Annotated in this window: 16 protein-coding genes and 1 tRNA gene; 7 read left to right on the top strand and 10 right to left on the bottom strand. The window is 59.9% G+C overall.

Translation table 11 applies throughout. The features are described 5' to 3' along the window. The first annotated feature begins 115 nt into the window (after positions 1 to 115). From J2D73_RS08210 to J2D73_RS08195, 4 genes are all read left to right on the top strand, one after another. The gene (locus tag J2D73_RS08210) at positions 116 to 1,543 is read left to right on the top strand and encodes a protein adenylyltransferase SelO (protein WP_207881105.1); all 1,428 of its coding nucleotides are present in this window, start codon (positions 116 to 118) and stop codon (positions 1,541 to 1,543) included. Positions 1,544 to 1,610: 67 nt separating this feature from the next. Further along, positions 1,611 to 3,065 (top strand): sugar porter family MFS transporter, encoded by a 1,455-nt coding sequence (locus J2D73_RS08205; protein WP_207881144.1) that lies wholly within the window; start codon positions 1,611 to 1,613, stop codon positions 3,063 to 3,065. A gap of 206 nt (positions 3,066 to 3,271) precedes the next feature. Then, positions 3,272 to 6,118, top strand: a complete 2,847-nt coding sequence (locus J2D73_RS08200) for a DNA translocase FtsK (protein WP_207881104.1) — start codon at positions 3,272 to 3,274, stop codon at positions 6,116 to 6,118. After that, positions 6,111 to 6,881: an RluA family pseudouridine synthase gene (locus J2D73_RS08195; protein WP_207881103.1), complete on the top strand. Its 771-nt coding sequence runs from the start codon at positions 6,111 to 6,113 to the stop codon at positions 6,879 to 6,881. The genes J2D73_RS08200 and J2D73_RS08195 overlap by 8 nt, the downstream gene beginning before the upstream one ends. 26 nt (positions 6,882 to 6,907) lie before the next feature. Here J2D73_RS08195 and J2D73_RS08190 read toward each other — a convergent pair whose 3' ends face one another. After that, complete coding sequence (locus tag J2D73_RS08190; RefSeq protein ID WP_207881102.1) at positions 6,908 to 7,873, bottom strand: N-formylglutamate amidohydrolase; 966 nt, start codon at positions 7,871 to 7,873, stop codon at positions 6,908 to 6,910. A gap of 72 nt (positions 7,874 to 7,945) precedes the next feature. Between J2D73_RS08190 and J2D73_RS08185 the strand changes: the two genes are divergently transcribed. Continuing rightward, positions 7,946 to 8,020 (top strand) — tRNA-Val (locus J2D73_RS08185). A 431-nt stretch (positions 8,021 to 8,451) separates the two neighbouring features. Here the strand turns inward: J2D73_RS08185 and J2D73_RS08180 are convergent. The 3 genes from J2D73_RS08180 to J2D73_RS08170 all read right to left on the bottom strand — a co-directional run bounded on the left by J2D73_RS08180 (position 8,452) and on the right by J2D73_RS08170 (position 10,154). Continuing rightward, positions 8,452 to 8,688 (bottom strand): hypothetical protein, encoded by a 237-nt coding sequence (locus J2D73_RS08180; protein WP_207881101.1) that lies wholly within the window; start codon positions 8,686 to 8,688, stop codon positions 8,452 to 8,454. A 154-nt stretch (positions 8,689 to 8,842) separates the two neighbouring features. Then, a complete protein-coding gene (locus J2D73_RS08175; RefSeq protein ID WP_207881100.1) occupies positions 8,843 to 9,019 on the bottom strand; it encodes a hypothetical protein in 177 nt (58 codons plus the stop codon). 379 nt (positions 9,020 to 9,398) lie between these two features. Next, positions 9,399 to 10,154: an SDR family oxidoreductase gene (locus J2D73_RS08170; protein ID WP_207881099.1), complete on the bottom strand. Its 756-nt coding sequence runs from the start codon at positions 10,152 to 10,154 to the stop codon at positions 9,399 to 9,401. 99 nt (positions 10,155 to 10,253) lie between these two features. On the opposite strand from J2D73_RS08170, the gene J2D73_RS08165 reads away from it, so the two are divergent. Together J2D73_RS08165 and J2D73_RS08160 are read left to right on the top strand one after the other, a co-directional pair. Next, positions 10,254 to 11,159 (top strand): AraC family transcriptional regulator, encoded by a 906-nt coding sequence (locus tag J2D73_RS08165; RefSeq protein ID WP_207881098.1) that lies wholly within the window; start codon positions 10,254 to 10,256, stop codon positions 11,157 to 11,159. A gap of 555 nt (positions 11,160 to 11,714) precedes the next feature. Further along, the gene (locus J2D73_RS08160) at positions 11,715 to 11,885 is read left to right on the top strand and encodes a hypothetical protein (RefSeq protein ID WP_207881097.1); all 171 of its coding nucleotides are present in this window, start codon (positions 11,715 to 11,717) and stop codon (positions 11,883 to 11,885) included. Positions 11,886 to 11,946: 61 nt separating this feature from the next. Here J2D73_RS08160 and gyrB read toward each other — a convergent pair whose 3' ends face one another. From gyrB to mutM, 6 genes are all read right to left on the bottom strand, one after another. After that, complete coding sequence (gyrB, locus tag J2D73_RS08155; RefSeq protein WP_207881096.1) at positions 11,947 to 14,388, bottom strand: DNA topoisomerase (ATP-hydrolyzing) subunit B; 2,442 nt, start codon at positions 14,386 to 14,388, stop codon at positions 11,947 to 11,949. A 150-nt stretch (positions 14,389 to 14,538) separates the two neighbouring features. Further along, positions 14,539 to 15,702, bottom strand: coding sequence for a DNA replication/repair protein RecF (recF, locus tag J2D73_RS08150; protein WP_207881095.1), 1,164 nt, complete (start codon positions 15,700 to 15,702; stop codon positions 14,539 to 14,541). Positions 15,703 to 15,821: 119 nt separating this feature from the next. Then, complete coding sequence (gene dnaN, locus J2D73_RS08145; RefSeq protein WP_207881094.1) at positions 15,822 to 16,946, bottom strand: DNA polymerase III subunit beta; 1,125 nt, start codon at positions 16,944 to 16,946, stop codon at positions 15,822 to 15,824. A gap of 143 nt (positions 16,947 to 17,089) precedes the next feature. Beyond that, on the bottom strand, positions 17,090 to 18,541 hold the full coding sequence (gene dnaA / locus J2D73_RS08140) for a chromosomal replication initiator protein DnaA (RefSeq protein ID WP_207881093.1): 1,452 nt from the start codon (positions 18,539 to 18,541) through the stop codon (positions 17,090 to 17,092). A gap of 606 nt (positions 18,542 to 19,147) precedes the next feature. Then, positions 19,148 to 19,417 (bottom strand): 30S ribosomal protein S20, encoded by a 270-nt coding sequence (gene rpsT / locus J2D73_RS08135; protein ID WP_207881092.1) that lies wholly within the window; start codon positions 19,415 to 19,417, stop codon positions 19,148 to 19,150. 172 nt (positions 19,418 to 19,589) lie between these two features. Beyond that, on the bottom strand, positions 19,590 to 20,465 hold the full coding sequence (mutM, locus tag J2D73_RS08130) for a bifunctional DNA-formamidopyrimidine glycosylase/DNA-(apurinic or apyrimidinic site) lyase (RefSeq protein ID WP_207881091.1): 876 nt from the start codon (positions 20,463 to 20,465) through the stop codon (positions 19,590 to 19,592). Between the last annotated feature and the right edge of the window lie 20 nt (positions 20,466 to 20,485).

Raw genomic sequence — 20,485 nt, 5'->3', positions numbered from 1 at the left:
ATATCGCGACGTAACCATGACACTCACGCGCGCAACCGCCACATCGCTTCTGCACAATCACGTAGAAACACGCTATCCCGCTGCGGAAAGTGAGTTTTGTAGAAGGTTTCCTACAATGCCCGTTTCGCCGACGTACCGACCGGCAACCGATCACCTCTCCCTCGGCGCCGAATTCTACGACCCTGTTCAGGCCGCGCACTTCCCGCTGCACATCCTGCGCTATCGCAATGAGCGCGCCGCAGCGTCCGTAGGCCTTGCCGCCCTCACTGACCCCGAATGGGTCAGGCATTTCGGTCGTTTCGAGCCGTTGCCCGGTTCGCTGCCGCAACCACTTGCGCTGCGTTATCACGGTCACCAGTTCCGGCAGTACAACCCCGATCTCGGCGACGGGCGCGGCTTTCTGTTCGCGCAGCTACGAGACGATCAGGGGCGCCTCCTCGACCTTGGAACGAAAGGCAGCGGCCGAACGCCGTGGTCGCGCGGCGGCGATGGGCGGCTGACCCTGAAAGGCGGCGTGCGCGAAATTCTCGCTGCTTCCATGCTCGGAGCCCTCGGCGTGGATACGTCGCGCGCGTTCAGCCTGATCGAAACCGGCGAAGAGCTGACGCGGGGCGACGAACCGTCCCCCACGCGCTCCGCTGTGCTGGTGCGGCTAAGCCACTCTCACATCCGCATCGGCACCTTTCAGCGTCTCGCGGCACATGAGGACGTGGAGTCCATTTCAGCGCTGATCGATTACGTGCTCACCACGTACTATCCAACCCTTCCCGTAAGCGACGGGGACAATCCTGCTCTCGTCATGTTCCGCGCCATCGGCGAACGTGTCGCGCGCGTCGGGGCGCAGTGGATGGCCGCCGGTTTCGTCCACGGCGTGCTGAACACGGATAACATCGCTATCACTGGCGAAAGTTTCGATTACGGCCCATGGCGTTTCCTGCCCCGTTACGATCCGAACTTCACCGCAGCGTATTTCGATCACGGCGGACTCTACAGCTATGGCCGACAACCGCAGGCGCTGATGTGGAATCTCGCGCGGCTGGCGGAATGCTTGCTGGCGCTAGCGCCGCATGAAGCGCTGAACGAGATTCTTTCCAGGTTTCCTGAAAATTACGAAACCGAACTGGATCAGGCATGGCGAAGACGGCTCGGCGTGGCGTCGCTCGGCCCGGAAAGTGATCGAGACCTGAGGCTAGCCGTCACCGAATTCCTCGTAAAATCCTCAATTCCCTTCCATTTCCTGCCCTATGACTGGTATGGAGGTGAGGCGTCGCGCCATCGGGCCGACGCCAGTGCGCGCGCAACTTATTATAACGAACCTTCGTTCGTTCCCGTGCGTTCACTGCTGCAATCCCGCGCGCCCGCGTCCGGCGTCGATCTGGGTCATGCGTATTTTGGGGCCGATGCGCCCTGCGACCTGCTGATCGAGACGGTCGAATCCCTTTGGTCCCATGTGGCTGAAGGCGATGAGTGGGAACCACTGCGCAACATGTGGCTACGTCTCGAGTCCATGGCCGACGCCCTCGCCGCCGGATCTTCTTCATGAAGCTGGCGCGCGCGGAAAACCGTAAGGAGACACATTGTTGGAGACCACGTCCAATCCCGCAACGGCGATTTCGCCCGCCGTTACGAAGGCGGTAGACGCCGCAGAACTTTCGCCTAACGCCCGCTGGGTGCTTTGGATCGCAGCCACCGTGGCCGCCATTTGCGGCGGTCTCTATGGCTACGATACCGGCATCATCTCCGGCGCCCTGCTGTTGATGACGCACGATTTCAACCTCGGCACTGGCATGCAATCGGCCGTCGCTTCGGCAATTCTCGCAGGCGCCACGATCGGCGCGGTCGGCATGGGGTGGTTTTCCGAACGCTTTGGGCGTCGGACCTCCGTCATTCTGGTGACCGCCGTGTTCGTTGTCGGCGCCTTAGCATGCTCCATGGCGCCCGACGCGATCTCGCTTATCGTGGCCCGCGTGTTTCTTGGCTTCGCCGTTGGCGGCGCCACGCAGGTCGTACCAACTTATATCTCCGAATTGGCTCCGCCCGAACGGCGCGGCAATCTGGTCACCATGTTCAACGTCGCGATCGGCATTGGCATTCTGCTGGCCAATATCGTCGGTTTCGCGATGCGCGACGCCTGGGGATGGCGGCCCATGATTTCGATCGCGGCCATTCCGGCTGCGTTCGTCTTCATCTGCATGTTCTTCATGCCAAAAAGCCCACGCTGGACGGCGGAAAACGAGGGCGTCAAGTCGGCCGTGACTCAACTGAGCCGTGTCCGAACCTCCCGTAAGCAGATCCGAAAGGAACTGCACGAAATCCATCAGAACGCGTCGGCGATCGAAGAGGACGAGCGTGGGTGGCGCGGCCTGTCGCACGCATGGGTGCGTCCCGCGCTGATCGCGGCGCTCGGCGTCGCTTTCTTCACGCAGGCTGGCGGCCTGGAGATGATGATCTATTACACGCCGACGTTTCTGTCTGATGCAGGTTTCGGTTCGTCCTCGGCGCTGCTGGCCAGCCTCGGGGTCTCGATCGTTTACTGCGTCATGACCCTGCTGGGATGCCTGTTCGTCGACAGGATCGGACGACGACGTCTGGTGTTGATCATGGGACCGGGATCGGTGCTCAGCCTGATCGGGCTTGGAATCATGTTCGCCATCCATCCGGACAAAGGCTCTATCGGCAGCTACGCCACGGTCGCCTTTCTCCTGCTGTTCATGCTGTTCAACTCTGGCGGCATTCAGGTCGTCGGCTGGCTGCTCGGCGCTGAGATGTTTCCGTTGCCTATGCGTGGCGCCGCCACCAGCCTGCACGCGGCCGTTCTCTGGGGCAGCGATCTGCTGGTGACGTCCACTGCGCTGCTGCTCGTGCAACTTGTTTCGCTTGGCGGCACGATGTGGGTCTACGCAGGCGTCAATCTCGCCTGCACGGCCTTCGTCTATTTCCTCGTCCCCGAAACGGCGGGCGCGTCGCTCGAGGATATCGAAGCAGCGTTGCGACGCGGAACGTTTACGCCGCGGCGCGGTCAGAGTCCGGTAATCGCGCATCAGTCCGAAGCGTCCGCCGCCTGAATGCGGCCGTCTCCCGAGCGATTTTGACGTTCGGGAGACAAAGCAGCCCACGAACCGCAGATCCGGTCACAAAATATTCGCGTTTGTGTCGATAATCGACCAAGAGCCAGCGTCCCGCCTTTCTGAAGGCGCCGGGATCGGGGTATGCTGGCGCCCGGCGCGTTATTTATGCGGCGCCGGTTCGCAACAGGTTCAGGATCGACCACTTGGCGCGTTTAAGCCGTCTCAATACGCCCAATCTTTCTTCTCCAGCCCTTCGCTCCGCGCTGCAACGCCGGAGCGAGGAAGCTGGCGGCGTCCTGCTTTGGCTCATCGCCTTGGCCCTGTCCTGCGCATTGTGGAGCTACGACCCGCTCGACCCCTCGCCAGACGTTTCGACGACACGCGTCGCCAGCAATCTTCTCGGCTGGCCGGGCTCCTACCTCTCCGACAGCCTGGTTCAGGGCGTCGGCCTGGGCTCGTCGATGCTCGTCATCGGACTTGTCGCCTGGGGATGGCGTCTGCTTCGCCACCGCGGACTGAGCGTGTTCCCTGTGCGCGCCGCAGCGTTGTTGTGCTTGCCGTGCGTTGTCGGAGCGCTGCTTGCGGCCGGGCCGATACTGATAACCGTCATCCACGCTCCTGAATGGCCATCTGACGCTGGGGTCGGCGGCGGTATAGGCGCAACAATCGCCAGCAACGCGATAGCCGCCGGAACCTCCGCCATTGGCCCGGCGGGCGGCGTACTCATGTGGATTTTGGGTGGACTGCTCGCTCTCCTGCTCGCCGCTCTGGCGTTCGGACTGGATCGACGCGAATGGTCAGCCCTGGGCCGGTTTACAGGCCGAAGCACGTTATGGCTCACTTCTCGGCCAGTCATTCTGGCGCGCCGCTATGTCGCCATGCAGAGACGACAGGAGTTGCCCGCCGGCCAAGGGACAGCGTACGCCCATGCTGGCGGCGCGACACCATCCTATACTGGCCGCCCAATGCCGGAAACCAATTGGACGCCCCCCAGCGACGCCCGCCGCGCCGCCGTGCGTCGCAATGAGGCGACAGCGTCATCCCCTCGTCCCGAACCTGCAGTAGCGGCTGCTAACGCCAAGACCGCCCAGATCAACGACGAGCCCTTGCGGCTGGCTGCTCCGCAACCTGGCAGCATTACGGCGCCGTCGCCTGCGGCTTACCCGGCGGCGCGAGGGAGCGGCAGGTTGGTCGGCGTCAAGGGAGAGGAAGATGCTCCGGCGATCGCCCTTCCCGGCCCGACCACGGCAGAGCCTCGGCCACAGCCAATCCATCACGTCACTGAACCAGCTCCACACGCCGCACCGGAGCCTGAAGCCTTCGAAGACGAGCAACCGTACTCGCCGCCTGCGCCTCAGCCGCCTCCACAGGATTACGCCCGACGCGAGCCCCCGCAGACTGAGCAACCCGCGCCTGTCGCGCCTCAAGAGGCGCCCCGGAGGCCTCTGTTGACGCGCCTGTTCGGCGGACGAGACGCCGAGACCGGGCACGGCGACAAGGCACGCGCACGTGATGCGGCGAACCAACCCGGCGCGGGATGGACCCTCCCTCCCGTGTCGCTGCTTCGTTCCCCGCCGCTGTCGCGCGCCGATTCAGCGCCATCCCGTGAGGCGCTGGACGCAAATGCGCGTCTTTTGGAAAACGTGTTGTCGGATTTTGGCGTTCAGGGCCGGATCGTCGACATTCATCCGGGCCCTGTTGTGACGTTGTATGAACTGGAACCCGCGCCTGGCATCCGTGCGGCGCGCGTGATCGGCCTCGCCGACGACGTGGCGCGGTCGCTGTCGGTGCTGAGCGTTCGCATCGCGACCGTGCCCGGCCGCAACGTCATCGGCATCGAAGTACCCAACGCGCTTCGCGAAACGGTCTACCTGACCGAATTGTTTGATCGACCGGAGTGGAAAAGCCCGACAGGGCGACTGGAACTGGCTTTGGGTAAAGATATCGCTGGCGCCGCCGTGTTCAGTGATCTGGCCAAGATGCCGCATCTGCTGGTCGCGGGCACCACTGGCTCGGGCAAATCCGTCGGGATCAACTCGATGATCCTGTCGTTGCTGTTCCGTCTTTCCCCGGACGAATGCCGCCTGATCATGATCGATCCGAAGGTGCTCGAATTGTCGATTTATGACGGCATTCCGCATCTCCTGACGCCGGTGGTTACGGAACCCAACAAGGCGGTCACGGCTCTGAAGTGGGTCGTAAGGGAAATGGACCGGCGCTATCGGGCGATGGCGCATCTGCAGGTTCGTAACATCGCAGGATATAACGAACGCGCGGCGCAGGTCCGTGATCGCGGCGAGGAAGTCACCCGCCGCGTCCAGACCGGCTACGATCCCGAGACCGGCAATCCGATCTTCGAAGAACAATCGCTCACGCTCGATCCCCTGCCCTTCATCGTCGTGATCATCGACGAAATGGCGGATCTGATGATGACCGCAGGCAAGGAAATCGACTCTGCCGTGCAACGGCTTGCGCAGAAAGCGCGCGCCGCAGGCATCCATGTCATCATGGCGACGCAGCGCCCGTCGGTCGACGTCATCACTGGCACAATCAAGGCGAATTTCCCGACGCGAATTTCCTTCCAAGTGATCAGCAAGTTCGACAGCCGCACCATCCTGGGCGAACAGGGCGCGGAGCAGTTGCTCGGACAGGGCGACATGCTGTTCATGCAGGGCGGAGGAAGGATCACCCGCGTTCATGGCCCGTTCGTCGCGGATTCTGAGGTCGAAGCCGTGGTCTCGTTCCTCCGCGAACAGGGCGAGCCTATCTACAACGAAGACGTCATTTCGGAACGGGAGGAAGAAACCGGCGCCGCGGCGTTCGAAGGCGGAGGGGGTGGCGGCGACGGTGACGGAGGCCTCTACGACAAGGCTGTCGCCATCGTCATCCGTGAGGGCAAGGCGTCGACATCCTTCGTGCAACGCCATCTTTCCATTGGCTATAATCGCGCCGCGAAGTTGATCGAGCAGATGGAGAAGAACAATATCGTCAGCGCAGCCGACCATGTGGGACGCCGTAAGGTTCTGATTGGACGTGGCGCCGATGACTGACGTGCGACGTAGTAAATCAAAGCCCGGGCGTGGCCGCCCCGGATTGCGTAAAGCTCCTGTGCAGCGCCACGATGCGCGACAGGAAGGGGCCCCGACGATCGCATTTGCGGACCTGCCCCGACCATATGAGACGCTCTACGAAAGTCCGCGCCTGCTGGTGATCAACAAACCGGCGGGTTTGGCGTCGCATGCGGGCCCGACCGCCACGGCCTGCGTCGAAGACTGGTTTCCGCTGATGAGCCGTCGACGGGACGGCCCATGGTTGGCGCATCGCCTGGACACCGACACGGCAGGGTGTCTCGTGATCGCGTTGCGCAAACAGGGACTTATTGAAACACAGGAGTTCTTCGCAGCGGGGCGCGTACGTAAGACATATTGGGCTGTGGTGAAGGGTACGCCCGGCGCCTCTGCAGGTGAGATTGACCTCCCCTTGCTGCGCGTAACCACGCCCGACGGATGGAAAATTATTGCCGACGAGAAAGGCAAACCCGCCAAAACGGCATGGCGCAGCCTCTTTTCCGGAGGGGGATTCTCCTTGCTGGAACTGACGCTACGCACAGGACGTACGCATCAGGCGCGTGTGCATTGTGCAGCGCTGGGGACCCCGATCGTGGGGGACGGCGTCTACGGCGCCCCGGATGGCCAGAAACTGCATCTGCTCAGTCGGGCGCTGCATCTTCCCTTTACGCCGCCAGTCGACGCCATAGCCCCGCCCCCGCCGCATATGCTCGCGACGCTCAATCGGATCGGTTGGCAGGGCTGACGGTGCGCCTGCTCGCAGGATGCGCATTACTCCGCAGCGGAACGTTGATACGACGAGAGCCTGCGCTTTACCGAATGCGCCATGTCGGCGATCAGGGCGTCTATCTTCCCCTCAAACTCCTCCGCAACGCCCCACTCGCCGTGCACTCGGCGCGTCATATAAAGCGCGCGGCTGATCTCGATCTGGATGACGCTGACTCCATCATCCGGCCTGCCATAGTGACGCGTGATAAACCCTCCGGAGAAAGGGCGGTTGCGCGCGACCCGATATTGCATCGCCTGCAGACTGCGCTGTGCTGACTCAACAAATATCGGCTCTGATGCTGCGCCGAATGCGTCGCCTATTACGAACTGAGCCGCCCCGGCCAATCCGGAAGGCATCGAGTGCATATCAAGCACCAGACAAAAACCATGCGCGGCCCGAGCCTGCGCTATCAGCTCCCCCAGAGCGGCATGATACGGCCGCCAGAGCGTGAGTAGACGCTCTGCCGTCTGGTCGAACGTCAGCTTGCCCGAATAGACCGGAAGACCGCCTGAGGCGACACGTGGCACGCTGCCCAGACCAGCCAACGCCCGCTCGCTCGGACGCAGACCAATCTTGTCACCGTTGCTGATCATCGCGGGGTCGAGATCGAGCGGCGCTCGGTTCACGTCGCAAACCACACGTGGAAACGTCGCATGAAGGGTCGTCGCGCCGTGCGTTGGGGCAGAGGCGATAAGCCGGTCGACGTAAAAATCCTCTCCGGCCCTGAGTTGGACAAGTGACAGCCGCGAGAGCTTTCGAAAGGCGGCGTTGTAGTGGCGTCCAGAATGGGGAGAGCAGACGATAAGCGGAATCGCAGTCCCTTTCGGCGTTTCCACCACGAAAGGGGTGACCGGGTCCGATTCGGCGGCCGGTGAGTCGCCGACAGATTCGCTTCCCGCCCGACTTACCCCCTGTTTTTCTTCGAATTCTGCGAGAAATGCGCCGATCCAGGCGTCAGAGTCGATCAACGCGAATGTCTTTTCCTGTAGCAGGGTTGCGCTTCGGAGCGAGTGGGGTTAGAAGCCGCCTACCGAGCGGATGGGCGCATAGCTCAGCGGTAGAGCACTACCTTGACATGGTAGGGGTCACAGGTTCAATCCCTGTTGCGCCCACCATCCGCCGGTTTTTAATATCCTTATAAATCAATATGCTAATATCTTACAGCGTCTCGTCGTTGAGGTGATTTTCCGTCACCAAAACCCATTGCGATATGACTTCAACGGCCCTGAGTCAGCGCAATCCGTACAATTTGTTCGTGCAATGTGCGCGTGACATTTTCCGTTCTACCTCTCCCCCTTCCCGTGTAATTCTGCGCGGCTACAGATCAAAAGATATCGCGACTGGATGCCGGTCCTATGTCGGGGGGGGTGCCTCAAGCCTGGCCCGGAGCAACATTGCCTGATCGCTCAATCGGTCGGACGACGCACTTTGACTGCCTAAATATTGGTTCGAGTCCTCGCCTGGGGCACCAGTAATCGAGTTGCCGTCACAGCATCAGCACTCTGCGATCCAGATCACCGAACCTACCGTTTTCGTGCAAACAAGCTCACGCCACCAGAATAGTGACCCCGGCCTCCAAAGCTGCCGCAGCGCACTCTTTCGCCTCGGAAATTGGCAACCCTCCCTCGACAACTGATATCGAAATGAAGCTTGATATTCTCTCGACAAGAATATCTATCGCGTCCTCAAGGGATAAAGCTTTCTCCCTTATGTCGGAGGCGAGCTGAACCCCAATATTAGCCATCTCTCTTTTTTCTTTATCTATCGCTATATCTTTAGTCATTATCTGTACCTTAATACAAAACAGTGATATCGGAGATAATACGAAATTATACGCCTTCTAAAATTATCAAGAATGCGAAAAAATTTATAATTTTATATTTCTATATTATTTTATAGAATTGAATTCGATCGAAAATTTTCTAAATACGAATGCACTATTCGACCTGCGTCTCGCTGTCGAAGAACTTCTGCGCTTGTTCGATGACGAGGCCGAAAAGGTCACGATGAAGTGCGTTTCTGCCTTCATGACCACGAACGATATCGACAACAGACGAGATAGGCTGGAGGTCCACGTCCGGCAAATCACGCGGTGGGAGGGCGGCACGATGCATCGAGACGCCTGATTTTCGCGCAATGTTCTTGTTTTGCTCTAGAATATTAGGCGACAGCAACCATACTCACCGTCCAGCGCTCGACCGTGTTGTGTGAGGTTGATGTAACGACTGTGTCCAGATTCGGACTGAGCCCTAATACAGGGAGCGCTTGCGGAAGCTCGAGAGTCGGTCGCACTCGCGAAGCAGTTAACATCCAGCAAGCGCCGGAAGCCGTTTATGTTAAAGTGAGCTTGTCTCAACACCCACCGGCCAAACGCGACGATAGGCACGCCTGTTCCGTTCACCGAAGGAAACAGGGCAACGCGGCGCCGTTATACGAACGACTGCTGTACACCGCGAAGAGCAGCCGTTCGCGCACCAAGAGTGTGGCCGCCGATTATGGCTGTTCGGCCTCAGCCATCCACTGTACTGCATCTTCACCGGCGGCAATCTTTAGCGGTGCGCCCGGATCGATCGTAGCCCGCCAGATTGCGGCCGCTACGTCGGCAGCATAGGTGAGCGGACCGCTTTCCTTGCGAAAGCCTGCGATCATACCCTCGATCATCGGCTTGTAGTCAGTGTTATCCATGCCGCGCAGATGCGGCATGGCGTTATTGCCAAAGCTCGTCGCAGGCGAGCGGCCGGGAAGGACGATATGCACGCGCACGCCGAACGGTTTCATTTCGACCGCCAGGCTTTCAGTCAGTGCATTTACGGCTGCCTTGCTTGCCCGATAGACGCCGACCAAAGGTAGTGGCTTGAGGGTGACCGTCGACGTGACATTGATGATCGTACCGCTACGCCGTTCTCGGAATTTTGGCAGGATCTCCTGCATCGTCGCCAGCGTGCCGAGTGTGTTGGTCTCAAATAACTCACGCGCGGTTTCCGGTTCGATCAGCTCGACCGGTGCGGCCGCGCCGAACCCTGCATTGTTGACCAGCACGTCGATATCGCCGGCCTGCGCAAACGCGTCCCTGATACTGTCGGGATCGGTGACATTGAGCGGCAGGATCGTCAGATGATCTGACACAGGCAGAATGTCGGACGAAGGTCGGCGCATAGTCGCAACAACATTCCAGCCTTTTTCGAGAAACATCTTCGCGGTCTCGAGACCGAAGCCGGAGGAACAGCCGGTGATGAGAACGGTGGGCATAGACGCACTCCAGTTTTGTTTGTCACAGCGCAGATATGGTCGCGATCCGCGAGATCATCTATGCTTGACTGTCTCGAATTCATTGGCGATCGTCCTGTTATGAACGTTGACCCCCTCGCCGAGATCGTGACCCTGCTCCAGCCGTCGGCCAGTTACTCCAAGCTCGTCGAGTATGCGGGCCGGTGGCGTCTCCACCGTAACGTCGAAGGAAAACCGGTTTTTTTTGCAGTGCTTGAGGGCGAATGCCGGGTCGTGTCGTCCGGCCGACCGCCAATCATCGTGCGAAAGGGTGATTTCGTGCTGTCCCCTTCGACTAACGATCATGTCGTTGAAAGCATCGACGCGCCCCCGCATGGGATCATCATGGCGCCGACGGAAATTGACGACGGGCGCTTTCGGGTAGGAGCGACTGATGAACAGGTAAATCTCAGGATGCAGGTAGGCCTTTGCAGCTTCGCCTCTCCCGACGCCGCGTTGCTCGTCTCCCTGTTGCCGGGCATGATTGTCGCCAGCGGCGAACCTCGGCTCGCGCTTCTGCTGCAACTGGTGGCTGACGAGACGCGTCATTCCCGGCCGGGACGCGAGGTTGTTTTGGAACGTCTTCTCGAAGTGCTGCTCATCGAAGCCCTGCGATGCGGGGCCGACGTCATGTCGATACCGAGTCTCTCTCGGGGTCTGGCGGACAAGCGTCTGGTTTCGGCCTTGCGGTCCATGCACGCTCGGCCAGGGCATGGATGGACCGTTGTCGATCTTGCCGCTGAGGCCGGAATGTCCCGCTCGGCGTTCTTTGCGCGCTTCACGCGTATCGTCGGGCATTCACCGATGGAATATCTCCTGGCATGGCGCATGGCGCTCGCCAAACGTCTTCTACGAACAAGAAAATTTGCGATCGAGCATATTGCTGCGCAAGTCGGCTATGGCTCGGCAAGCACGTTCAGCACCGCCTTTGCCCGCCACGTTGGAATGTCGCCAACACAATACATTCGGGCAGGCGGGGGCGGCTAGCACGGGCTACCAATTTTCATCACTAGATGTCTGTCCGCCCGATGTCGGTGAACGAACGCGCCGAAGAACGAGATCCAAGTCCGTCATATAAAAGGCTCTGAACGGGAGGATGTCTAATTTCCGCCATGTTGCCCGGGCATTTGCTCGGCAGGACGGCGCTCGACTTCGCCTCATCTGTCCCGGCCAACCGGCGTCGTCCGACCGCGTGATTGGTTGAAAATATTTGCGACTTCGCAACAGTAACGCCGATATTTTCCCTCTTGTGGAAACGCCACAGATCGTCACACCGCGATAGCGAAATCTCAAGGCGCCCACACTGCCGTCGTATCGAAAGAGCTACGACTCTTCGAAATGCCTTATCGTTCGCTCGCGAAATCATTCATGTCCAACCGGAGCGAAACCGCCCCCCGACTTCATACACCCAGATCGCGCCGACCTTGCCTCAACGCGGTCACGAACCCGCACAGAGACAATCCACCCGTCCACGCTTACAAAGCACACCGTTTGTTTCAAAGCGGGACACAATGCGGTCTCGTTGTTGGTCAAGATGAGGATATGAGGAGTGACATCAAAGCAGAAGCTGCGCGTTTACTGAGCGAGTTTGGCTACAAGGCCGAAAGCGCGGCGCTCAGAAATGCGTCCATGTTCGCTCAGCTTGGCGATTACGATAGATCTGAATTATGGCTCGACATTCATGACGTAATCGTAGCCATTATTCACAAATGAGACGATTAGGGTCGCAGCAGCGACCCCAGCTCACCCATAGCTGCAGTCTGACTCAACGCTCTCAGACGTCCAGATTGGCGACCTTCAACGCATTGCCCACGATGAAGTCCCGGCGAGGTTCGACGACGTCGCCCATCAGTGTAGAGAACACCGCCCCAGCGTCTTCGATATCCGCGACCCTTACTTGCAGAAGCGTGCGCGTGGCCGGATCAAGCGTCGTGTCCCAAAGCTGAGCGTCATTCATTTCGCCCAAACCTTTGAAACGATTGATCGCAAGACCCTTGCGTCCCTGCGCAAGGAATCGACCAAACGCAGACGATGGACCAGCGGCGGCTATTTCGCTGCCGCCCTCAAGGTGCAGCTTAACTCCGGCGCCGTAGTCGCGGGCCAGCCGTTCTGCATTAGCGGCGAACCAACGCGCATCGACGCCGACCATCGCCGTAGGGTCCAGGCGATAGACCTCGCCCACGCCACGAACGTTTCGCGCCATTTCAAGCCCGTCATCGCTCAGCACAACTTTCCAGCCGCGTTCGGAAGGCTCCGACACGTCATCCAGACGTTTTTGAAGATCGGAAACATTGAGCTGCGCAGCGGCCCGATCGGCATTAAACACTCCGGCGATAGCAGCTTGTTCGACAATCCAGTCCGGAACGCGGGGGGAAATACGGGCGATTGAGCGCGCCGCGTCGCGCATGAACGAGAGCTCAGCCTCACGATCCTCGCCGACGACAACGTGGCCGCTCCCAAGAGTCAGGGTCGCATTGTTCAGAGCTTTGTCGAGCAGGTACCGCTCAAGCGCGGCATCGTCCTTCAGGTAGCGCTCCTCGTTACCGCGTTTGGCGCGATACAGCGGCGGCTGAGCGATGTAGAGATAACCCCGCTCAATCAATTCCGGCATTTGACGGAAGAAGAAAGTCAGCAGCAGCGTACGGATGTGAGAGCCGTCGACATCGGCGTCCGTCATGATGACGATGCGGTGATAACGCAGCTTATCGATCGAGAACCCGCCCTGATCAGCCTCGCCACGACCGATTCCGGTTCCAAGGGCCGTTATCAGAGTGCCGATTTCCGCCGAACCGAGCATTCTGTCAAAACGCGCGCGCTCAACATTGAGAATCTTGCCCTTGAGCGGCAGAATCGCCTGGAAACGCCGATCCCTGCCCTGCTTCGCCGTTCCCCCTGCGGAATCTCCCTCGACGATGAAGATTTCAGCCTTCGATGCGTCACGTTCCTGACAATCAGCGAGTTTGCCGGGCAGCGAAGAAATATCCAGAACGCCTTTGCGGCGCGTCAACTCGCGAGCGCGGCGCGCAGCCTCGCGCGCCGAAGCCGCATCCAACACTTTTCCGACAACGAGCTTCGCTTCCTTCGGATGCGTCTCGAACCAGTGCCCGATCATGTCGGCAGCGGCCACTTGCACGACCGGCTGCACTTCCGACGAAACCAGCTTATCTTTGGTCTGCGACGAGAATTTCGGATCCGGCACCTTGACCGACAGCACCGCTGTCAACCCTTCGCGCATATCCTCGCCAACGAGCGACGCAGCGTCTTTCTTGGCGATGCTTTCTGCATATTTACCGACAATTCGCGTAAGCGCCTGACGGAATCCGGCGAGATGCGAGCCACCGTCGCGTTGCGGGATATTGTTCGTAAAGCACAACATCGTTTCGTGGTAACTGTCGTTCCAGCTCAAGGCGAATTCCACCTTGATGCCGCTATCCGCATTTTCGAGGCTGCCCGTAATCGGCTGCGCCATGATTGGCGTGCGCGAACGATCAAGCCACTCCACAAAGGCATTCAACCCGCCTTCGTAAAAAAACGTTTCCTCTCGAACCGTTTCCGTGCGGGCGTCCCGCAACGCAATTCTCAGGCCCGAATTAAGAAAAGCCAGCTCTCGCAGACGCTTTTCAAGAATTGCGAATTCAAATTCAACTTTTGTGAACGTCGCAGCGCTCGGCTTGAACGTCACCTCAGTCCCACGCTCAGCGTCGGACGGGCCGACGACCACCAGCGGCGCGTCGCGTTCGCCGTGCTGGAAACGAATCATGTGCTCCTGACCATTACGCCAGATACGCACCAGCATCCACTCGGACAACGCGTTAACAACGGCGGCGCCGACGCCGTGCAGTCCACCCGAGACCTTGTATGAATTCTGATTGAATTTGCCGCCGGCGTGCAGTTTCGTAAGCACTACTTCCGCCGCGCTAACGCCTTCCTCCTCGTGCATATCGGTCGGGATACCACGACCATTATCACGGATCGTCACGCTGCCATCGGCATTGAGCGTGAGCTCGCAGTGGGTAGCGAACCCCGCCTGCGCCTCGTCAACCGCGTTGTCGATGATTTCAAAAGCCATGTGATGAAGGCCGGAACCATCGTCGGTGTCGCCGATATACATGCCCGGACGTTTGCGAACCGCATCCAGCCCTTTAAGCACGGAGATCGATGAGGCGCCGTAATCGTCATTCTCGACAGGCGAAGCCGACTTGGCGAAATCAGTCATACTTGGGGAACGCTCCGAACTTGATCTTGAAGACGTGGCAGAGCCGCCACCATAGCTTCTTCCTTGGAAAATCGCCAGCTTCGCCACCCCACAAAGCGGCTTTTCCTCCACAGCCCCTATCGAATTTCCTAGATTTCAACCCAAGAGGACCTACGCAGACTCCGGGGCGCCAACTTCATGAAAAGACGAATCAATTTGGCCGCCGGCAAGCCGGATGAACTCAGCGCGTCCTTCCAGCGGCGCAAACGGATCCCGATCTGTTCCAGTCAGCAATATGGGAGCTGGAAATCTCAACACAGCACGCATCAGCGCTTCTCGCCGCACAGGATCGAGGTGAACGAGCGGTTCATCCAGCAGCAACATCGGAGGGACCACACCCGTCTCGGTCATCAGCCGCGCGTGAGCAAGGATCAACCCGATCAACATCGCTTTCTGCTGTCCCGTGCTGGCGTCCGAAGCCGTCCTGCCGCTGCTGCGATCACTCAGACCAAAATCGGATCGGTGAGCCCCGAACCCCGCCTGCCCACGCCGCCTGTCATCCGCGCGAGCCGTGCGCAAACGGACGCGCAGCCATTCCTCAACAGCAAGAGCCGGCTCCACATCCAGCCGCTCAGCTATCGGACACACAAGCTTCAACACCGCCGCAGGAAAAGCGTCGTCAGAGCCAGAGCCGCCATCCGCATTCAACCGCATAACAAGATCGCGGCGCGCGGCGGCAACCGACACGCCATGGCGCGCCATCGCGTCTTCAAGACCGGATAACCAGACATCTTCTCCAGGCATGGTCGCCAGCAGTCGGTTTCGCTGCGCCGTCGCGCGCTCACATGCGGCCAACTCCCGCGCGTGGTGCGTCGCAACCGCTACGACAAGACGATCGAGAAACCGACGCCTTCCGCTAGCGCTTTCCCCAAACAACCGATCCATCTGCGGCGTGAGCCAGACTGCGGACAAATATTCCGTGACCGCATTGCGATTACGCGCCGGCGCGCCATTCAACAGAAACTCGCGAGCGCCATTCTGGGAGGGCTTCTGCCCGACGCCTATTTCAAATCCGCCACGCTCATCTTCAAAAGCGGCTGCGACACCCCACCCACCTGACGCAGGATCAACGTCATCGGCAACTCTGCGCCGCAGATCTCCGGTTTTTGCGCCGCGAAGACCACGTCCGGGCGTCAGCAAAGATAGCGCTTCGAGAAGATTGGTCTTACCGCTACCATTATCGCCAGTAAGCACTACAGGCAATCCCGCGGGACGCCAGACAAAGCGGTCGTAATTACGAAATTCCGTAAGCGTCAGGCGCTTGAGACGCATCATGGTTCGATCGCCCGATACATACCGCGCGGGCTATACCTTAATTGACGCCGGAGTTTGCCCGTATCCGCCCCCTGTCGCCAGCCAGCGACGCTCGCCTCGGCTGGCGACCCGACCTTCGATCAGACCCTCATCGGCATCAGCACGTACAGTGCGGATGGACTATCAACGTCGCGCACAATGGTCGGCGCCGCACTGTCGGCGAAGACGAACTCGACGTCCTTGTTCACCTGGTCTGTAATGTCATTGAGATAACGGGCCTGAAACCCGATCTCCATATCCGCGCCGTCATAGGAGACCCGGTTGTCGTCGAGTTCTTCCGTCGCCATGCCCTGATCGGCGCTGATCGCGGAAAGAACGAGCAGGTCGCGTGACAAAGCGAGCTTGACCGGCCGCGAGCGCTCCTGACTGATCGCGGCGACGCGCGACACCGCGTCCGAGAAGTCCTTTTTTCCAACCCGGAGGACGCGGTTGTTTCCTGAGGGAATGACGCGTTCGTATTCCGGAAACGTGCCGTCAATCAGCTTCGAGGTCAGCATGACCGGGCCGATCGTGAACTGTATTCGCGTGTCGGACACCGACACCTGAATCTCGTCTGGCGCTTCGTCCAGCAATTTACGCAGTTCGGCGACGGTCTTGCGTGGCACGATGACACCGGGCATTCCGGCCGCGCCCGCTGGCAATTCAGTCTCAACGCGCGCCAGACGGTGACCATCGGTCGCCACCGCACGCAGCAGCCCACCGGTTTCACCGTCGGTTACATGCAGATAGATACCGTTCAGATAATACCGCGTCTCTTCTGTAGAGATCGCAAACCTCGTTCTATCGATCAGCGTTTTCAGAACTGTGCTGTTCAGCTTGAACTGGTGCGGCAGGTCGCCTGCGACCATCGAGGGAAAATCATCCACGCTCAAGGCGTTCAGTCGCGTCGAAAACCGCCCGGCGCGCAGGTCGAGTTGCGCGTCGCCGCCAGCATGATCGAGTTCGACCTCACTGCCATCCGGAAGCTTGCGAACGATTTCATAAAGCACCGAGGCCGGAGCAGTCACGGATCCGGGCGTGACGATGGTCGCCGGGATGTCCTCGACGATGGCGATTTCCATATCAGTGGCGGTCAGGGAGAGGCGGATGTCTCTGGCCTCGATCAGCACGTTGGCCAGAATCGGTATAGTGTTACGCTTCTCCGCGACGCTCTGGATATGAGCCAGAGCCTTGAGCAGCGTGGCGCGTTCGGCCGTAAACTTCATCGACGCCTGTTCCTCCGTGGGCCGGAAAGCTCGCCTGTAACGGCGATCCAGCTGAAATCCTTTAAATTTACGGTCAACCTAGCAGCGTCGCGAGTCCAAGCAAACCCACAGGCCGTCGCCGTCCGCCGACGCATCGGCAGCCGTCAGCTCTCCAGCATGCGGCGCAGAAGCTCCACGTCCTCCGCGAACGCAGTGTCACGCTCCATCAGTTCAGTCACACGCTGCACCGCATGCATGACGGTCGTATGGTCGCGATTACCGAACTTCCGACCAATCTCTGGCAGCGAACGGCTGGTCAACTGCTTGGCTAGATACATCGCAACCTGCCTAGGCCGTGCGACCGCACGAGCGCGCCGCGCCGAGGACATGTCGGTGAGGCGGATGTTCCAATGCTCGGACACCTTTCTCTGGATTTCCTCGATGGTGACCCGCCGGTCGTGAGCCTTGAGAATATCGTGCAGAACTTCCTGCGTCGCTTCCAGCGTCACAGGGCGACCGAACAGATTAGCGTGCGCGATCAATCGGTTAAGAGCGCCTTCCAGTTCGCGCACGTTGGTGGTGATCTTGTGCGCAAGGAACTCCAGCACCTTGGCTGGAACCGGCACGCCGGAGGCCGTGGCCTTCGCCTCCAGAATGGAGATACGAAGCTCGAACGTCGTGGCGTGAATATCGGCCACCATTCCGCAACCGAGACGGGTGCGCAGTCTGTCTTCCAGCCCCGACAGATCGGAAGGCGACTTGTCGGCCGAAACCACGATCTGCCGACCAGCATCCACCAGCGCATTGAAGGTGTGAAAGAACTCTTCCTGCGTGTTGTCCTTCCCTATCAGAAACTGCAGATCGTCGATCATCAACACGTCAACCGAACGTAACTGCTCCTTGAACTCAATCGTCGATTGCGACCGGATCGCGCCGATGAAGCGATACATGAACTTTTCAGCCGACATGTATGCGACGGACACTCGCCCTTCACGCGTCAGTTCGGAGCCTATGGCATGCATGAGATGCGTCTTGCCCAATCCCACGCCGCCATACAGGAACAGCGGATTGAACCCCGGACTCGACGGCTTTTCGGCCACACGACGGGCGCAGGCATAGGCGAACTCGTTGGGTTTGCCGACGACGAAGCTGTCGAACGTGAAGCGAGGATCCAGCGGCGCGACAAGATCCGAACGCGCGTCCTGCACGCGCTCCACGACAGGAGCCGGGGCTTCCGGGACGTCCGCGACGCGCCGGCCAGACGCAACCGGAACAGCCTGTTCAGCCGTTGCGGCAGCAGGGCGATCGCCAGGGCGCATCACCTGCAACTCGACGCGACGAAGCGCCGGAATCTCCTGATTCCAAAGTGTGCTCAGACGGTCACCATACTGGCTACGGACCCAGTCGCGCAAAAACCGCGTCGGCAGAAGCAGCGTGACTTCATCCCCGTCCACCGGCCCGAGCACGATCTGCTGCAGCCAGGTCCGATACTCGACCTCGCCCACCTCGGACTTCATACGCGCGGCGATCCTCGCCCACGCCTCCGTCAGAAGCCCTCCTGGCGCCTGAGCGACGTCATGATCATCACTGATCTGCCCTGAAAAACCCGCAGTCATATCTTCTCCCAGGTCGCTTGCCGGAAATGCTCCCGACGCGATTCCTCTGGGGGCAGCGCCACCCTCAAACGTTGTGAGGCGGTGTTCCATATCCGGTTCAACCTCATCAAACCCGGCGGCCATTCCCACTCCAATATCCTCGACAAGCCCCCACCATGACATGTGCGGAGCATGATTGCCCGAAGATTCTTTCGCTCAACGTTCTTTGAACGGGGCGGCGATTTTGCGTTCGCCGCCTGTTCCTCAAAGCGGCTTTGATGCGCCGCGCCCGTCCCCTGCGGCCTTCCCGACCGTACAGGAGCAATCACGCCATGCTTTCTGGCGTACAAAGAACGAAGAACCCCCAGATCACGGAAGGAAACAGCCGTCTCTTTATTATCAAGCTGTGCGAATCGGTTTAGAGCACCGATTCGCATGACGCAATGAGATTTTCGACTCGAACGAAACAAGTTTTGTGAATAAATAACCTGAACGGCCAGCACTTACTTCACGCCAAACACGCCGGACGCAATTCCAGAAAAACAAAAAGCCGACACCTCTCTCGAGATGCGGCTTTTTTACTTAATTAATTCGGCTTTCTATTGCCGAATTAAAACTCGCAGCGGTTCAAGCCGGAGCAAGAGCCTTGATGCGTGCGGACAGGCGGGAAATCTTCCGCGCGATCGTGTTGTGATGAACGACGCCCTTGGTCGCGGCGCGCTGGATTTCCGGCTGAGCCAGCTTCAGGGCCGCGTTCGCCTGCTCTTTGTTGCCCGACGCGATCGCCGTCTCGACCTTCTTGATGAAGGTGCGCATGCGGGACATGCGAGCGGTGTTGCGAGCGGTGCGGCGCTCCGTCTGACGGATGCGCTTACGGGCAGATGCGATGTTCGCCATGGTTCTCTGTCTGGTCCAAACGAAAATGAATAAGGCTTCCGACCCGCCTGTCGACGAAGAGGCCCGAATGAGGTTGGGTTCTCTAATCCAAGCCGCGCGGGGCCGTCAAGCGAAGTTATTCACCTTCGCGAACCGCGCGGGACAGGCATACGCGGAGAGTCGTCCACAGGCCCTAGCTAGACGGCGCAGGCTGCTGGCGCGGACAGAAAAATGTCGAGCGACCGCCCTGCGTGATCCTTCGGACGCCGGGGCAGTCGAAATTCGGACGGCAATCCGGACACGCTTCCCCCTCCCGCCCATACACGCGCCACGCATGCTGGAAGTATCCCAATTCTCCATCTGGCTGCACATAATCCCGAAGACTGGAGCCGCCGGCCGCCACCGCCTCTTCCAGAACCGCCCGGATAGCTGCGGCGAGACGCCGCAACGCAGGCGCCCCTATCGCCCCGGCCAGCGTCTCGGGGTGGATACGGGCACGAAACAACGCCTCGCACACATATATATTGCCCAGTCCGGCCACCACGCGCTGATCCAGCAGCAACGTTTTGACCGGCGTTCTGCGCCCCGCAAAGGCTTTCGTCAGCACTCCTGCCCTGAAGCTGGCTTCCAGCGGCTCCGGTCCCATCGAGGCCACCAGCGAATGCCGGCCCTCCAGCGCCGTGTCGATCAGATCGAGCGCGCCAAACCGTCTCGGGTCGACCAGCCCAAAACGCGTTCCCTCCCGCGTCATGAAGGCAACGTGCTCGTGCTTCTGCGACTCGTTCTCCAGCGCCCTCGCCAGAGCAGCGCCGGAGAAGCTGTTCAAAACGACGCGGCCGGACATGCCCAGATGAAGCAGGAGCGATCTGCCGCTGCTCAAACGCATGAAGATGTACTTGCCCCTTCGACGAAAACTTTCGATCCGCCGCCCCGTCAGTTCCTGCCGCAATCGCGGCGGCAAGGGCCAACGCAAATCCGGCCGCCGGACTACGGCCTCCACGATCGTGTGGCCTTCCATCTGCGCGCGCATTCCGCGCATGACGGTTTCTACTTCGGGGAGTTCTGGCATGGGTCCAAACACGCTATACG

This window comes from Acetobacter sacchari, from assembly GCF_017377715.1.
GTDB lineage: Bacteria > Pseudomonadota > Alphaproteobacteria > Acetobacterales > Acetobacteraceae > Acetobacter > Acetobacter sacchari.
The sequence above is the reverse complement of the archived record's forward strand: the minus strand, read 5'-3'. Positions and strand labels throughout refer to the sequence as shown.

Bases quoted from the DNA above. Each gene is read 5' to 3' on its own strand.
- J2D73_RS08210 (WP_207881105.1), top strand. From the start codon at position 116: ATGCCCGTTTCGCCGACGTACCGACCGGCAACCGATCACCTCTCCCTC.
- J2D73_RS08195 (WP_207881103.1), top strand. From the start codon at position 6,111: ATGACTGACGTGCGACGTAGTAAATCAAAGCCCGGGCGTGGCCGCCCC.
- J2D73_RS08180 (WP_207881101.1), bottom strand. From the start codon at position 8,688: ATGACTAAAGATATAGCGATAGATAAAGAAAAAAGAGAGATGGCTAAT.
- J2D73_RS08175 (WP_207881100.1), bottom strand. From the start codon at position 9,019: ATGCATCGTGCCGCCCTCCCACCGCGTGATTTGCCGGACGTGGACCTC.
- J2D73_RS08170 (WP_207881099.1), bottom strand. From the start codon at position 10,154: ATGCCCACCGTTCTCATCACCGGCTGTTCCTCCGGCTTCGGTCTCGAG.
- J2D73_RS08165 (WP_207881098.1), top strand. From the start codon at position 10,254: ATGAACGTTGACCCCCTCGCCGAGATCGTGACCCTGCTCCAGCCGTCG.
- J2D73_RS08160 (WP_207881097.1), top strand. From the start codon at position 11,715: ATGAGGAGTGACATCAAAGCAGAAGCTGCGCGTTTACTGAGCGAGTTT.
- gyrB (WP_207881096.1), bottom strand. From the start codon at position 14,388: ATGACTGATTTCGCCAAGTCGGCTTCGCCTGTCGAGAATGACGATTAC.
- recF (WP_207881095.1), bottom strand. From the start codon at position 15,702: ATGATGCGTCTCAAGCGCCTGACGCTTACGGAATTTCGTAATTACGAC.
- dnaN (WP_207881094.1), bottom strand. From the start codon at position 16,946: ATGAAGTTTACGGCCGAACGCGCCACGCTGCTCAAGGCTCTGGCTCAT.
- dnaA (WP_207881093.1), bottom strand. From the start codon at position 18,541: ATGACTGCGGGTTTTTCAGGGCAGATCAGTGATGATCATGACGTCGCT.
- rpsT (WP_207881092.1), bottom strand. From the start codon at position 19,417: ATGGCGAACATCGCATCTGCCCGTAAGCGCATCCGTCAGACGGAGCGC.
- mutM (WP_207881091.1), bottom strand. From the start codon at position 20,465: ATGCCAGAACTCCCCGAAGTAGAAACCGTCATGCGCGGAATGCGCGCG.